Origin of the sequence: Streptomyces sp. NBC_01210 (assembly GCF_036010325.1) — a bacterium.
Classification (GTDB): Bacteria; Actinomycetota; Actinomycetes; order Streptomycetales; family Streptomycetaceae; genus Streptomyces.
Genome location: NZ_CP108549.1, coordinates 8,905,458 through 8,919,107, shown reverse-complemented (window position 1 = coordinate 8,919,107; position 13,650 = coordinate 8,905,458). Strand labels below are relative to the sequence as shown.

The 13,650-nt window shown below is 68.6% G+C and carries 12 protein-coding genes and 1 pseudogene; 7 read left to right on the top strand and 6 right to left on the bottom strand.

Annotated elements, in window-relative coordinates:
• Positions 1-19 precede the first annotated feature (19 nt).
• Positions 20-781, top strand: a complete 762-nt coding sequence (locus tag OG735_RS40280) for a nuclear transport factor 2 family protein (RefSeq protein WP_327328076.1) — start codon at positions 20-22, stop codon at positions 779-781.
• Between the two features lie 171 nt (positions 782-952).
• Here the strand turns inward: OG735_RS40280 and OG735_RS40275 are convergent, their stop codons facing one another.
• Positions 953-1,453, bottom strand: a complete 501-nt coding sequence (locus OG735_RS40275) for a MarR family winged helix-turn-helix transcriptional regulator (RefSeq protein WP_327328075.1) — start codon at positions 1,451-1,453, stop codon at positions 953-955.
• 137 nt (positions 1,454-1,590) lie between these two features.
• Here OG735_RS40275 and OG735_RS40270 point away from each other — a divergent pair, with 137 nt between their 5' ends.
• The 3 genes from OG735_RS40270 to OG735_RS40255 all read left to right on the top strand — a co-directional run bounded on the left by OG735_RS40270 (position 1,591) and on the right by OG735_RS40255 (position 6,545).
• Positions 1,591-3,126 (top strand): MFS transporter, encoded by a 1,536-nt coding sequence (locus OG735_RS40270; RefSeq protein WP_327328074.1) that lies wholly within the window; start codon positions 1,591-1,593, stop codon positions 3,124-3,126.
• Between the two features lie 1,240 nt (positions 3,127-4,366).
• Positions 4,367-5,731 (top strand): esterase/lipase family protein, encoded by a 1,365-nt coding sequence (locus tag OG735_RS40265; protein WP_327328073.1) that lies wholly within the window; start codon positions 4,367-4,369, stop codon positions 5,729-5,731.
• A 646-nt stretch (positions 5,732-6,377) separates the two neighbouring features.
• Entirely contained in the window at positions 6,378-6,545 is a 168-nt protein-coding gene (locus OG735_RS40255; RefSeq protein WP_442812573.1) for a hypothetical protein, read from the top strand.
• Here OG735_RS40255 and OG735_RS40250 read toward each other — a convergent pair.
• Together OG735_RS40250 and OG735_RS40245 are read right to left on the bottom strand one after the other, a co-directional pair.
• Positions 6,531-6,677 (bottom strand): annotated as a pseudogene (locus OG735_RS40250) (IS630 family transposase); the annotation flags it as partial. The gene OG735_RS40255 and the pseudogene OG735_RS40250 sit on opposite strands and share 15 nt — an antisense overlap.
• A gap of 106 nt (positions 6,678-6,783) precedes the next feature.
• Positions 6,784-7,254, bottom strand: coding sequence for a hypothetical protein (locus OG735_RS40245; protein ID WP_327328072.1), 471 nt, complete (start codon positions 7,252-7,254; stop codon positions 6,784-6,786).
• Positions 7,255-7,515: 261 nt separating this feature from the next.
• On the opposite strand from OG735_RS40245, the gene OG735_RS40240 reads away from it, so the two are divergent.
• Both OG735_RS40240 and OG735_RS40235 read left to right on the top strand, forming a co-directional pair.
• On the top strand, positions 7,516-8,670 hold the full coding sequence (locus OG735_RS40240) for a sensor histidine kinase (RefSeq protein WP_327328071.1): 1,155 nt from the start codon (positions 7,516-7,518) through the stop codon (positions 8,668-8,670).
• Entirely contained in the window at positions 8,667-9,344 is a 678-nt protein-coding gene (locus tag OG735_RS40235; protein WP_327328070.1) for a response regulator transcription factor, read from the top strand. The genes OG735_RS40240 and OG735_RS40235 overlap by 4 nt, the downstream gene beginning before the upstream one ends.
• 86 nt (positions 9,345-9,430) lie before the next feature.
• Here the strand turns inward: OG735_RS40235 and OG735_RS40230 are convergent, their stop codons facing one another.
• Positions 9,431-10,852: an FAD-dependent monooxygenase gene (locus tag OG735_RS40230; protein WP_327328069.1), complete on the bottom strand. Its 1,422-nt coding sequence runs from the start codon at positions 10,850-10,852 to the stop codon at positions 9,431-9,433.
• 174 nt (positions 10,853-11,026) lie between these two features.
• Between OG735_RS40230 and OG735_RS40225 the strand changes: the two genes are divergently transcribed.
• On the top strand, positions 11,027-11,680 hold the full coding sequence (locus OG735_RS40225) for a DNA alkylation repair protein (protein WP_327328068.1): 654 nt from the start codon (positions 11,027-11,029) through the stop codon (positions 11,678-11,680).
• Between the two features lie 335 nt (positions 11,681-12,015).
• Here OG735_RS40225 and OG735_RS40220 read toward each other — a convergent pair whose 3' ends face one another.
• Positions 12,016-12,612, bottom strand: coding sequence for a hypothetical protein (locus OG735_RS40220; RefSeq protein WP_327328067.1), 597 nt, complete (start codon positions 12,610-12,612; stop codon positions 12,016-12,018).
• A gap of 289 nt (positions 12,613-12,901) precedes the next feature.
• Entirely contained in the window at positions 12,902-13,543 is a 642-nt protein-coding gene (locus OG735_RS40215; RefSeq protein ID WP_327328066.1) for a TetR/AcrR family transcriptional regulator, read from the bottom strand.
• Positions 13,544-13,650 lie beyond the last annotated feature (107 nt).

Here is a 13,650-nt window from a genome sequence, read left to right as displayed (position 1 = left end):
GGTGTCGCGAGGGGCCGCAATGCTGTTCACCATGGACAACGAGAAGCGCATGATCACGTGGTGCCGCATGTGGAACGAGGACCCCTCCCTGGCGTACGGCCTGATGTCCGACGATTGCGTGCAGTGGTCGGATCACGGAGCCAGCCTGGACACGGTGGTCGGCCCGCACGAGCAGGAACAGTTCGTCACCGGGTACCGCGCGCGCCACGTGAACGTCTTCAGCCCGCGAGTCCTCGTCGACGCCAGTGACCGATTCGCCTACCTGTGGGATGTGAGGAAGGCCGACGGTCAGGTACTGACCGGCATCGACGTCAACATTCTCACGGACGACCGCATACGGGAGAACTGGACGTTCGTGGCGGAGCGGCGTTGTGAGCAATCCGATCCAGAACCCGATGCGGCCCCTCGGACCGACCCTGCCACGATCGAGGACCTGTGCCACCACTGGGTTCAGCTTCGCAACGGCCGGGCCGAGCTGGCCACGGACGTGGTGACGGACGACTTCGACCTGTTCTCGGGCGCCGGACCGGGTGGCGATGCGCACGGCCCCTCCGAGTTGGCCGACCTGATCGAGCGACAGGCCAAGACCAACGACCCGCCCGCCATCAGGATCCACCGGCAGCCCGTCGTCGACCCCGCGCGAAGGTACGTAGCGTTTCTCTGGACGGCCGAAACCAGGGCTGACGGTACCTCTGTCGGCGGCGTCGACCTCCTGACAGTGCGCTCCGGCCGGTTCGCACGCGCGTGGTCCCTGACGGGGACTCGTCCATTCCGGTACTGAAGCCCGTGCCCACGCCACCTGGTGGACGCAATATCGGTGGTCGCGTCTGTGTGTCCATTTCGGCACCGTAGGCGTGGATGTCTGGCGCCAGGACTGAGGCCGGTAGGCGGCCCGGCCCAAGTGGTGCCCGGTACACGTCAGGGTGCGCGGTCGCTGTCGTTTCCGAGGGAGTTACGAGTCGTGGGTGGAGCTGGACGCCGCGATAGCCCTGGTCTTCGATCCCGCCGTCGTCGCTCTCTCCTTCTCCGTCGTCGGTCGCAAGCGTTCCAGCAGGGCGTAGAGCGTGGCGCTCTCGGCTTCGTCCAGGGCGTCGAGGGCGCCGTGTGTCTCCTGCATCTCCTCGCGCACGCAGCGGATGATCTCGCGGCCCGCGTCGGTCGCGACGACGTTCTTCACGCGGCGGTCTGCGGGGTCGGCTTCACGGCGGACCAGCTCGCGGGCCTCCAGGCGGTCCACGATCCCGGTGACGTTCGACGCGTCGCACACCAGCAGGGCGGCGAGGCCGCGCATCGGCAGCGGGCCGTCGAGCTGGGCGAGGACCTTGGCCTGGGTGGAGGTAAGGCCGTGGTGGGCGGCGGCCGCCGCGAAATCGCGCCACTGGGCGGTGCCGATGGCGGCCAGCAGTTCCAGCAGCTGGAGCTTGGTGGGGGCTTGTGGGGCGGTGGCGCTCATGGTTGGAGCGTACTCAAGATGCTTCACATTATCAATTATTTACTTGACTACCTTAATCATTTAGGTTTACCGTCTGCGCAAGTACTTGATGTCATCAAACATCTGCGATCTGAAGCATTGAGAAGGTCCCGACTCCCATGAGCACCGCCGCGCCCACACCCGTCGCCGACGCCCGGTACAGGAACGAGACGGTCATCGTCTTCGCCCTGAGCCTTGCCGCCATGGTCGTGTCGATGATGCAGACCCTGCCGGTCCCAATCCTGGGCCTGATCCGCAACGACCTCGGCACCTCGACCGCCGGCGTCAGCTGGGTGACCACCGCCACCCTGCTGTCCGCCGCCGTCTTCACCCCGCTGCTCGGCCGCTTCGGCGACCAGCACGGCAAGAAGCCCACCCTGGTGGCCGTCCTCGGCGTCATGGTCGCGGGCTCCGTCATCGCCGCGGTCGCGAGCTCGCTGCCGCTGCTGATCCTGGGCCGGGTGCTCCAGGGTGCCGCCACCGCGATCTTCCCGCTGGCCCTTTCCGTCCTGCGTGAAGAGGTCCGGCCGCAGAAGCTGCCCGGCGCCATGGCACTGGTCAGCGGCACGCTCGCGTTCGGCAGCGGGCTCGCACTCGTCGCCACCGGCCTGCTCACCTCCGGCGACGACGCCGACTACCGCAACGCCTTCTGGATGGCGACCGGCTTCGCGGTCCTCGCCCTGCTCGCCGTCGTCTTCCTGGTTCCCGCGACCCGGCACAAGACCGGCGGCCGCACCGACTTCCTCGGCGCGTTGACCCTCGGCATCGCCCTGCTGCTGCTCCTGCTGCCGATCTCCCAGGGCCACGAGTGGGGCTGGACCTCGGGCCGTACGCTGGGCAGCTTCGCCGGCGCGGCGGTCATGACCGCCGTCTGGGTACTGGTCGAGCGCAAGGTGCGGGAGCCGCTCGTCGACATGGGGATGTTCGTCCACCGGCCGGTCCTCATGGCCAACCTGGCCGGCATCCTCGTCGGCTTCGGCATGTTCGCGAACTTCCTCGGCGTCTCCTACCTCGTGCAGATGCCCGAGTCGCTCACCGGCTTCGGCTTCGACGCCTCCATCCTGCGCGCATCCGTCCAGTTCCTGCTGCCCGGCGCGATCGTCTCACTGCTCACTTCGCCCGTCGGCGGCCAGCTGGTCCGCCACCGCGGCCCCCGGTACGTGCTCGCCATGGCCGCAGCATTCGGAGCCGTCGGCTTCGGCTGGCTTACCCTCGACCACACCCACACCGCCTCGGTGATCGGCGCCGGCCTCATCGTCGGCGCGGCCGTCAGCTTCGGCTATGCCGCCATGCCCGCCGTCATCATGGCGAGCGTTCCACACCACCAGAGCGGCATCGCCAACGGCATCAACTCGATCTCCCGCTCCACCGGCAGCGCGATCGGCAGCGCGATCGTCACCACGATCCTGGCGTCCAAGACCATCGAGCACCTGCCGGCTGGTGTGCCGCCGCTGCCCGCCGAATCCGGGTTCACCCTCACCTTCGGCATCGGGGCAATCGCCTTCGCACTGGTCGCGGTGATCAGCTGGCTCGGCCTGCGCGGACAGCACAGCCCCCGGGTCGTCGAGGCGGGCAAGGCAAGCGCGGCGAACGCGCCCAGTGCGCCGAGTGCGCCCGCGGCGCAGCAGGCGCACGCGCCGGCCGACGCCCGCTGACGCCGCCCTTCCGGGGGAAGCCGGGGCCGGGTTCGGATGCCGTTTCGGGGCGGACGTGGTGTGCCGACCGTGGGCAGAGGCCGCCACGCCACGGCGGCGGGGAGGGCACCGCGCCCCGCACACCAGGAGAGGCCGCCATGGCGATCTTCATCCATGCCGTGCTCCCAAGCGTCACCACGGGCCAGTACGACGCCCTGAACACGAAGTTCCAGCATCTGCCCGACATCCTCCAGGGGCCCCTCCCATGCCTGCGTACCGACCGGCAGCGGCCTGGAGATCTTCGACCTCTGGGAGTCCGAAGAGGACATGGCCCGGTTCGGCGAGAAGTTGATGCCCATCGCCGGGGAGCTGGGCTTCCCGGTGACACCCGATCAACGCGAGGCCTCGCAGGTGCACAACTACCGGAATCTTCAGGAACCACCAGTCGTGGCTGACGACCCGGACGTGGTATCAGTTCGAAACAACGGATCCGGACCAGACCAACTGAGACAACATCCGGCACCCACTCACCCGGGACCAAACCAACCGAGATTCCCTGCATCCCCACATCTCAACTGATCTGGTCGTCACCGGTCTTGGCCGGGGCCAGATCGTTTGACGGGACATCAACCGGCACCGCGTCGTAGTGAAGACGCCTCCTCCCACGTGTCTGATCCCTACGCGGCCAGGCGCGGTCCCGGTGGTGGGATGGAGGTGGGGCCAGGCCGTGCAGGTTGGGGAAGCTCTGCCGGCTCCGCAGCTTCACACCCCAGCCCTGAGGCTCGGGCTGTCGCGATCCCATGCGTACAGGCGTGCTCAGCGCGGTGAGCACAACCGGTCGGCGGTGCGGGGCCAGAATCAGGCCGACTGCCAGGACCCGCTTCGCCTCGTACCGGGATTGCGGGGTCGTCGGTGTCCGGCGACGGCCAGCACACGGCGACACGGTTGCCGTCCACAGGTTCCAGAACAGCGGAGCACCCGCGCCCGTGACGCCGATTTCGGCGACGGTTCCGTGGGCGGTGGCGATGACGCCGACGTTCGGAGTCGGCAGTCCCGGGCGAGACCGACCGGTGTCCGCCCGGTAACTCCCGACGACACACTCACCGAACGCCACGTTGAGTTACTGAACTGTTACATTCAGTCACCATGCGGGGATGGAGCCCTGAGTACGTGCCGCGGTTGGCGGCAACTCCAATGCACTGCCCTGCCCCATCGCATGTGGGCGCGGTGCAAACCGCTGTGCACGTCCATTGGCACGTCCATGAGAAGCACCCAAGCAGAGGCGGTAGTCGTGGCGCAGGAAGCCAGGATCGACGTCGAGTTGACGGCGAAGCAGGATGAAGGAAAGCCCCCGGCCGAGGCGTCGGCGACGCTCGCCGGGGCGCTGGAGCCAGGCGTATGGTTCGCGAGCCCGGCGCGGACGGCACGCGCCGAGGACCAGAAGCCGGTGATCTGGGAGCTGCGGTCCAGCCGGCCGTACCGGCGCGAGGTGGCGACCGGCACGGCGGCGGTCTACTTGGCCAACGGGCACAACAGCCTGGAGCGGCCGTTCATCTTCGCGGACGGCTTCAACTACGGCCCCAGTGATCTTCCGGGCCTGTGGGAGCACTTCAACGCGCCCTACAAGAAGGGCAAGCCCGGATTCCTCGACCAGCTGCTCGCCGCAGGCATCGACGTCGTCCTGGTGGGCTTCGATCAGCGTCACACCTACATCCAGGCGAACGCCGGTGTGGTGATCAGCGCCATCCAGCAGGCCATCGCGGAGCGGCAGGGCAACACCCCGCTGATCGTGGGCGGAGTGAGCATGGGCGGCATGATCACCCGCTATGCCCTCGCCGAGATGGAGCACCACGGCATGGACCACCAGACGGAGACCTACATCTCCTGGGACACCCCCCACAACGGGGCGTGGATCCCGCTGGTGCTCCAGCAGATGGCCTACTTCTTCGAGTCCTTCCCCACCGGCAACCCCGACGCGCCCAAGCAGGCCGACCTGATCAGGAGCCCCGCAGCCCAGCAGCTGCTGTGGGCCTGGGTCGAAAATGCCAAGTACTCCGGCCCGGTCGCCACCACCAGCGAACCGCGCAAGCAGTTCCTGGCGGAGCTGGAGCAGTACGGCCAGTTCCCGATGCGGCCCCGCAAGCTGGGCGTGGCCAACGGCACCGGAACCGGCACCGGCCGCGACCTGCCGCCCGGCAAGACGGTGTTCGACTGGCGGCTGCCGCTGGTCGCCGCCGCGACGGCCCGCTTCCAGCCCGACGCCGGCGAGCACCAGCCGATCGGCGAAATGAAGGCACTGGGCCAGGTGCGCCGCGGCAACACCTCCCACGTACCCGCCCTCGACGGCGCGCCCGGCGGCAGCCTCGGCTCCTTCGGCATGATCGCCGACGCGCTCAAGGCCGAGATCCCGCAGGAATACCGCAGCGGGTGCTTCGTCCCGGCGGTGAGCGCGGTAGCGCTGGACTTCGACCCGGTCACATGGAACGTGAACCCTTACGAGGACATCGAGTCGCTGCCCGCCGAGAAGAGCATGCTCGACGAGTTCAAGTGCGACACCGAGAACACCGAGCACAGCCAGGTCACCGAGACGCTGGCCGACTGGATCGTGGAGCGGCTCGCCCGCTGACGCCAGCGATCCAGGCACGGCGGTCACTTCGGCGGCCCACCTGCCTCCGGAGTGACCGCCGTGCATCACACCGCGTCAGGCCGCGGCCGGGCACCCATTGATGCCCGTTGCGCACACGTCCCCAGGAGCGCCCACCAGCGACTACTCGTGCCGGTCGGTGGCGTCGCCCTCGGCCTCGCCCTCTTTGGTGTCGGGCCGGCCGCCGAAGGTCCGGCGCCGAGCAGCTGCTGACCCCCTGCCGCCACACCGCATGGAGGACCCCGGCGAGCCCGGCAGCGCCGCCCAGGGTCGCGCGAATGTGACGGCCCCATCGAGCGACCGTGGGTGAACCCGTCACTGGTGTCCTCGTCCGGGGACCCCGGGCCCTGGTAGACGCCGGCCAGCGACAGGAACTCCTGCAGTACCAATCTCATCGCGCACCACTCTCTCTTGGGCGGGGGACGTGTCCGTCCCTCCCCCCAGACATCGTTCCGCGCGAAAACTCAGTCCGAGCCGGCTCAGCGGAGGCAATCGGCTCGGATAATGATCGTTGATGGGCAGCGATCACGAATCCGGATGCGTCAGGATCACCGATCGGCGACAGTCGCGCGCCGGGAACACTGCTGAGCTTCTCATTCGGCGTGCGGATGGCTCTGGCGCGGCCGGCATGGCCGACGTGTGGCTGCTTTCCTTCGCCGCTGCGCTGCCGACCGTGCACCGTGCGCACAGCGATGACGATGTGCGGGACTGGTTCTCCCACGTGGTCGTGCCTCAGTACGAGACCTGGGTGGCCGTCGCCGCGACTCGCCAGGACAGTCGGTCACGCGGCCGCTGACAGGCGCCGCCCGCCCCAGCGAATGCCCTTCTCACTGCGGATACGGGCACGCTCACGTCTCTGGGCTGCGAGGACGTCGGGGCGGGCACTGCGCCGGCGCGGATAGGCGTGAAGCCGCGTCGACTGCTGAGTGTCCGCCCGTCCCCCAGCGTGTGGCCCGGCCCCTGTCAGAGGACCGGGCCACAGCTCCCCGTCGCCACTGGCTCGTGGCTACTGACCGGCGGCTGCCCGCCGGCGACTAGCCGTAGTAGTACGCCTTGGCCTCGACGGTGTGCGCCTTGCCCTTCAGGTAGATGCGCATGTAGTACGAAGTGCCGGACGCTGCACCGGTCTTCACTGTCATCCAGCCGCCGTTGCAGTAACCCCAGCCACCCTTCTTGACGACCTTCTTATCGCGGGTGCGCACGACGTCGATCTTGTACTTGGTGCCGTCGCCGCCGTTCCAGCAGCGAGCGTTGACGCCGAGCGTTCCACTGCGCGGGACGAAGTCGGGCGTGGCCCAGTACTTCGTGGGCGTGTGGCTCTTCGGTCCCCGGATCAGGTGCCAGCCCGCCTTGGCGGCGGAGGCGTCGGTCCGGGTGGCCGCGGCCTGCGCGGTGGGAGCCGACTGCTGCGCCGGCTCTGCCTGTGCGGCGGGAGCGGCCATCGCGAGCCCGGTGCCCAGGGCCACCGTGGCCGTCGCCAGAGCGAGGCTCTTACGTGCATACATGCTGTCGCATTCCTTCCTGAACCACTGGCCGGGACCCCCGTTGGGTACCTCAGGTCGACCTGTGATCCGTGTGGCGCTGCGGTGGTCGGCCGAGCGCCGTGGTGCTGGTCCAAGAAGCTACGGGCGCCGCCACCCGGGCAGCGGCCAGCGCCGGGTTGAACTCCTCGCCAGCCCTGGGCAGTAGGCGCGCGGTTCCTGCAACTTTCGTGGTACCGCGGCAGTTTGACGTGCCGTCGTCGGGCCCACGGCTACGCTGCGGCGATGCGGATCCGCCCCCTCGCCGCCGACGCGCTGATCGCCGTGGCGCTCACCAGCGTGGCCGTACTGCTCGGGCAGGAGGCCGCGAGTCAGGGGTGGTCGTCGCTGGACGCGCCCGCCTATGCCCTGGTGGCGCTGGTCAATCTGCCGCTCGCGGTGCGCAGCAAGGCGCCGGTCGCGGTCTGCTGCTTCGTCCACCTCGTGTGGTTCTGCTACGTCAGCGCCGGCTACTGGCCCGTCGTGAACACCTTCGGCCCGATGCTCGCCGTCTATACGGTCGCGTCGCTGCGTCCCGTGCGTACCTCCGTGGCTTGGGCCGCGGTGATGGCCGGGATCTGGATCTACGCGGGCGTGGTGAGCCACACCGACTCCATGCAGTCCGTCGTCGGCCAGGCTCTCGTCTTCCCTGCCGTGCTCTGGCGCTTCGGCGCCACCGCGCGTCGCGCGTCCGAACTCGCCCGCAGACTCCGTGCGGAGCAGGCCGAACGGGCCCGCCGCGAAGTGGCCGAGGAACGCGGCAGGATCGCGCGCGAGCTTCACGATGTGGTGGCCCACCACATGTCGGTGATCTCGGTGCAGGCGGGACTGGCCGGTTTTGTCTTCGACTCGGACCGGGACACGGCACGTGGTGCGCTCGCCACGATCTCCGGCACCAGCGCGGAGGCGCTTGAGGAACTCCGTCGCATGCTCTGGGTGTTGAGAGCCTCCGAAGAGGACGGCGTTCCGGCCACACCGATGCCGGGTCTCGCGCGTCTCGGGGAGATGGTCGAACGCGTGCGGGCCGGTGGCATACGGATCGAGCTGCGGGTCGAGGGCACGGCGCGCCCACTCCCGCCCGGGGTCGAACTCTGTGCGTACCGCGTGGTTCAGGAGGCGCTGACCAACGTACTGAAGCACGCACCGGGAGCCCGCGCGGACGTGGAACTGCACTATGGGCAGCGGCAGTTGGAAGTGGCCGTCACGAACGACGGAGAGGGGGTGATTCCGGACAAGCTTCGGTCCGGCGGCGGGCACGGGTTGATCGGCATGCGAGAACGGGCCAAGCTCTACGGCGGGCGGGTCGACATCGGCCCGCGGAGCGAGGGGGGTTTTGCGGTGCGCATGACCCTGCCCACCTCCACGCAGGCCGTACGCGAGGGAGAAGACACTTCGGGATGACCAGGGTGCTCGTCGTCGACGACCAGTTCCTGATCCGCGCGGGACTGGTGGGGCTGCTGCACGCGGCACCCGGCATCGAGGTCGTCGGCGAGGCGGGCGACGGCGAGGAGGCCGTCGCGCTGGCGGCGGCGACCTGCCCCGATGTGATTCTGATGGACATTCGGATGCCCGGCATGAGCGGCATCGCGGCCACCGAGAAGATCCTCGCCGACGCGGCCGACCCGGCGCCCCGCGTCCTCGTCCTGACCACCTTCGACCTGGACGAGTATGTCTACGGGGCGCTGCGCGCCGGTGCCTCCGGCTTTCTGCTCAAGGACTCGGGTCCGGAGCGGCTGCTTGCGGCGGTGGCGGCGGTCGACGGAGGCGACGCGCTCTTCGCGCCCAGCGTCACGCGCCGACTCGTCGAGGCGTTCGCACGGCAGTGCGGTCCCACGGCAGCGACGGACGAACCGCCGCCCGATCTGGGAGCGTTGACGTCCCGGGAGGTAGAGGTGCTGAGGCTGACCGGGCGCGGCCTGTCCAATCTGGAGATCGCCGGAGAGCTGTTCATCAGCGAGGCGACCGTCAAGACGCACCTCAACCGCACCATGACCAAGCTGGACCTGGGTAGCAGGGCGCAGGCCGTGGTGGTGGCGTACGAGACAGGCCTGGTCACCCCGGGCGGCGCAGGCTGACACGCAGCCTGGGCGCGCCTGGACGCGTCCCAGGCCGATTGTTGGAAAGGCAGTATTCCGACCTTGCGCTATTCGCCTGGGGACGATCAAACATGAGTACGTCCGCGACCGCCCCCTCGACGGCCACGAGTCCGCCCGCAAGCGGGCCTGGTCGCCGGCGGCGCCGGTCCGCACTCGCACCACGGCCGGTGCGGGGGCCTTGCCGGTGCTGCCCGACGCGGCTCCCACAATGCCCGGCGGCCGGATTCCCGGGCCCGGGCCATCGTGGAGGACCACGAACACAGCGGGCAGGGGGCACAGTTCACGTCCCCGGCCCACCGGGAGCGGCGGATCAGCCCGGCGTCACCGCGCCCTCCGGCACTCCGAACCACTCCCCAACGCCTCTGCCAGCCCGGCCGTCGACGTCGGCGCCTCGCCCCCGCGTCGGCCGCCCAGGCCGTGAAGCCGTCCGGACGGACGAGGACCGCCGCCAGTTCCGGGCGGGACGGGCAGCCGGCTGTCAGGGTGTCGACGCGGCCGGCGTACCCCGCGGCGAGGGCCCGGAGCCCCGGGTCGTCGGTGAGGTCGAGCAGGAGCGCCCGGCCGCCGTGGAGGTGGTCCGCGAGGCGGCCGCCGTCGGTGAGTTCGAGGTCCGGGGCGCTGCGGCCGGTCAGCGGGTGCTCGCCCGGCAGGTCGTACCGCACCCCGGCACCGTTGAGCCGCGCGGTGAGGTACGTGGTGCCCACGACCGTCCCCGCCAGGTCGCTGACGATCTCGCGCAGGGCCCGGGACTGCGGGTCCGGGCGCATGGCCGCGACCTGGGACCGGGTCCAGTCCAGGACCCACGCGCCGACCGGGTGCCGCTCGGAGGTGTACGTGTCCAGCAGCCCTTCCGGCGCCCGGCCGCCGATCACCGCGGCGAGCTTCCAGCCGAGGTTCATCGCGTCCCCGATACCCAGGCTCAGCCCCTGGCTCCCGAACGCGGAGTGCACGTGTGCCGCGTCGCCCGCCAGCAGCACCCGGCCCTTGCGGTACTCCGTGACCTGGCGGGCGTGGTCGGTGAAGCGGGTCGCGGTCCGCACCCCGGTGATCGTGACGTCCACGCCGGATGCGCGGCGCAGCCGCGCCTGGAGGTCCTCGGTGGTGACCGGCGCGTCCCGGTCGGCCGACGGGCCGTCGAACTCCACGGTGACGACGCGGCCCGGCATCGGCCCGTGGGCGTACACACCGGCGTCCGTGGCGGTCCAGCCGACCTTCAGGTCCTCTGCGCCGGTCATCTCCACGACCGCCTGGTGACAGGTGATCTCCGGGTCCGTACCGGGAAATTCGAACCCCGCGAGCTTGCGGACAGTGCTGCGGCCGCCGTCGCAGCCCACGAGCCAGCCGGCGCGTATCGCCCCGCCGCTCGTCCACACGGTGACGGCCCCGTCGTCCGCGTCGAAGCCGGTCAGCTCCACTCCCCGGCGCACGTCGACGCCGAGCTCGTCCGCCCGCCCGCCGAGCAGCTGCTCGATGTCCTGCTGCGCCACGAGACCGATCTCAGCGGCGGGTCCGGCGTCGCCGAAGCCCGTGAGGGCCGGATGTTGCAATCTTGGGCGCCCGGCTTTCTTCGGTCGGCTCGTCGTAGGGTGAATCTCTGACGTAATGGACAGGAGGCTCAGGTGGCCGGGACGACACTGACCGAGACGACGGTCGCCGAGGTGATGGCCGAGCTGGCCGAGCTCGAGGACCCGAAGGCGCGCGAGGTGAACGAGAAACACGGTGACGATCACGGTGTGAACCTCAGCAAGCTGCGCGCGCTCGCGAAACGGCTGAAGACGCAGCAGGAACTCGCGTGCCAGCTCTGGGAGACGGATGACACTGCGGCGAGACTGCTGGCGATCCTGATCTGCCGCCCGAAGGCGTTCGAGCGTGACGAGTTGGACGTCATGTTGCGCGAGGCACGTACACCCAAGGTGCACGACTGGCTCGTGAACTACGTGGTGAAGAAGAACCCGCACTCCGAAGAGCTGCGCCTGGCCTGGTCCGCCGATCCGGATCCAGTGGTCGCGAGTGCCGGCTGGGCGCTGACCACCGAACGCGTGGCGACGAAGCCCGAGGGCCTCGACCTCGCAGGACTGCTCGACATCATCGAGGCGAAGATGAAAGACGCCCCGGATCGCCTGCAGTGGGCGATGAACCACTGCCTGGCTCAGATCGGGATCAAGCACGCCGAGCACCGCACCCGTGCAATCGACATCGGTGAGCGCCTGGGGGTCCTCAAGGACTACCCGACTTCCGCAGGCTGCACGTCTCCGTTCGCGCCCATCTGGATCACCGAGATGGTGCGCCGGCAGCACGACAAGACGTTGGCTTGATCGACGGTAGCTCGCAGTGCCGGGAATGGGGACAGTCGAGCGGCTGGTGCCGGACGAGTTGTGGGAGCTGCTCCAGTTGGTGGTGCCGGACGCACCGACGACGCCCCACCTGGTGGGCACGTAGCCGTGTACCGAGCTGTGCACTTTCCCGCGAACGCCGACACCTTCCACAGATCGACTTGAGTCACCAAGCTGGTCCCAGCAAGTTCGCGAACATGCGAGGGGTCGAGATCGCGGATCTCAGGAAGCAGCCCATTGGCCAGGTCAGCCTGGAGAAGGGCTCTCGGGCAACGATCCCGCTGGAAATGACGACCACCTGCCTAGCCACACACCCCTCAGCCATCTGATTCTTTGTGCGCCCATGCGATCTCGTGCAGGAAGTCCTCCACGAAGTCCTCGTCGTCTATGAAGCGCCCGACCCAGTTCGCAAACTGAACTGCCACTTCTTTCTCGGCTGCGACCACGAGGGCGTTGGGATCGGGCGTCGACGTCAGGTCCAGATGCTGTCGCAGCCATGCGAGATACTCCGCATGAGGCCCCTGTTCGTCTTCGTCGTCTTCGTCGTCACTGAAACCGGCGCTGTAGTCCCCGACCGTGATCGACCGGTTGCATCCGAGTTGCTGGAACAGATCCCGGAGGTTGCGTGAGACGACAGCGATCCCACCTTCGTCTCCGAACACCACGACGGGCAGAGTGGCCAGGTCGGCGCGCCGGTCGATGCGCCAGAGGGCGTAGATCGAATTGGAAGCGTTGGCATTCGCGAAAGAGAGAAGGCTGTCGAGGAACTCCGAATCCTTCGACCAGGTGCTGATGCTCGCGGTGTCTCCGAAGTCCGTCAGGTAGAACCCAGGCGAGATGTTATCGACTCCGATTCGTTCCTCCAGCTCCTTGAGGAGGTTCAGTTCTGGGATGGGTGAGTATGCGTCACTCATAAACTGCTCCAAGTAGTGGGATGTGCAAGGCCGTTCGACAACATGGCGAAGGCTTACGGCTCGGGGTCGGCCAGGGGCAGGCGGCAGCAGGTCGGGCCAGGTGGCGCCGGCCAGGACGTTGGCGATGGTCTGCCGGTTGACTTTTTGCCGTCGCCAACCTGCGCCGCCGCCCCCGCGGCAGTCGAAACTGTCTCGGCGTATGTTCCGACTCGTCTGTCGTTCATGTCTTGATCGGCTGCGATGTCCTCGTAGTCCCCGACGCGGACCTCCGCGTGGACGAAGTCCCTGTTCACTGGGGCGGATTCCGAGGTGCGGGGGCATCATCGAAGAGGATGTGCCGCAGTATCCGGGTGAGGTGTTCGGTGAGCTGCTCGGGTGGCATCGAGGCAAGTGGCTCGGTTCGTGCGATGTACCGGCTGAAGACCACTCCGATCATGTGTGACCCCACGAGTGCTACGCGGGTGTCCAAGTCATCGCCGAGCGCTGCCGGTGCGTTGGGGGAGAGCACGGACCGGTACGCAGCGGCACTGTGCTCCTGCATCGCGACCAGGAGGTGAGCGGCTGCACGCTCGTCGGACGCGGCACTGCGCACGAGGGCGACGAGTGGGTCGTTGACGGCGTCGGTCTCCATCCGCTGGACGAAGGCGTGGGCAATCCGGTCGGGCAGTGTCGCCGGGTCTCCGGCAACTACCCGTTCCAGGTCGCTGTTACCGGGCACAGCCGCGAGGAAGAGTCGCTCTTTGGACTGGAACTGACGCGTGATCAGACCGTGGGTGACACCGGCTCGGCTCGCGATTTCGCGGAGGGTCGTGCGGGCGTAACCACGCTCGGCGAAGGCGTGACGAGCCGCCTCCAGAATGGCTGCTCGGTGTCCCTCCGGGTCCCGTCGGCGCGTGCGCAGTGGCTTCTCGGACACTTCCTGACCGTTCATGGCGACTCCTTCATCTGATCACTGTAGTGCCGGCCACCGGGGGTCCTCGCTGACCGCTGGTACCCTTAATATCCAAGTGGACATTAAGGTCCATTGAGATTGGAGGC

Coding starts and splice junctions, on each gene's coding strand:
- OG735_RS40275 (WP_327328075.1), bottom strand. CDS start 1,453: ATGAGCGCCACCGCCCCACAAGCCCCCACCAAGCTCCAGCTGCTGGAA.
- OG735_RS40235 (WP_327328070.1), top strand. CDS start 8,667: ATGACCAGGGTGCTCGTCGTCGACGACCAGTTCCTGATCCGCGCGGGA.
- OG735_RS40215 (WP_327328066.1), bottom strand. CDS start 13,543: ATGAACGGTCAGGAAGTGTCCGAGAAGCCACTGCGCACGCGCCGACGG.
- OG735_RS40240 (WP_327328071.1), top strand. CDS start 7,516: ATGCGGATCCGCCCCCTCGCCGCCGACGCGCTGATCGCCGTGGCGCTC.
- OG735_RS40225 (WP_327328068.1), top strand. CDS start 11,027: ATGGCCGAGCTGGCCGAGCTCGAGGACCCGAAGGCGCGCGAGGTGAAC.
- OG735_RS40220 (WP_327328067.1), bottom strand. CDS start 12,612: ATGAGTGACGCATACTCACCCATCCCAGAACTGAACCTCCTCAAGGAG.
- OG735_RS40265 (WP_327328073.1), top strand. CDS start 4,367: ATGAGAAGCACCCAAGCAGAGGCGGTAGTCGTGGCGCAGGAAGCCAGG.
- OG735_RS40270 (WP_327328074.1), top strand. CDS start 1,591: ATGAGCACCGCCGCGCCCACACCCGTCGCCGACGCCCGGTACAGGAAC.
- OG735_RS40280 (WP_327328076.1), top strand. CDS start 20: ATGCTGTTCACCATGGACAACGAGAAGCGCATGATCACGTGGTGCCGC.
- OG735_RS40245 (WP_327328072.1), bottom strand. CDS start 7,254: ATGTATGCACGTAAGAGCCTCGCTCTGGCGACGGCCACGGTGGCCCTG.
- OG735_RS40255 (WP_442812573.1), top strand. CDS start 6,378: ATGGCCGACGTGTGGCTGCTTTCCTTCGCCGCTGCGCTGCCGACCGTG.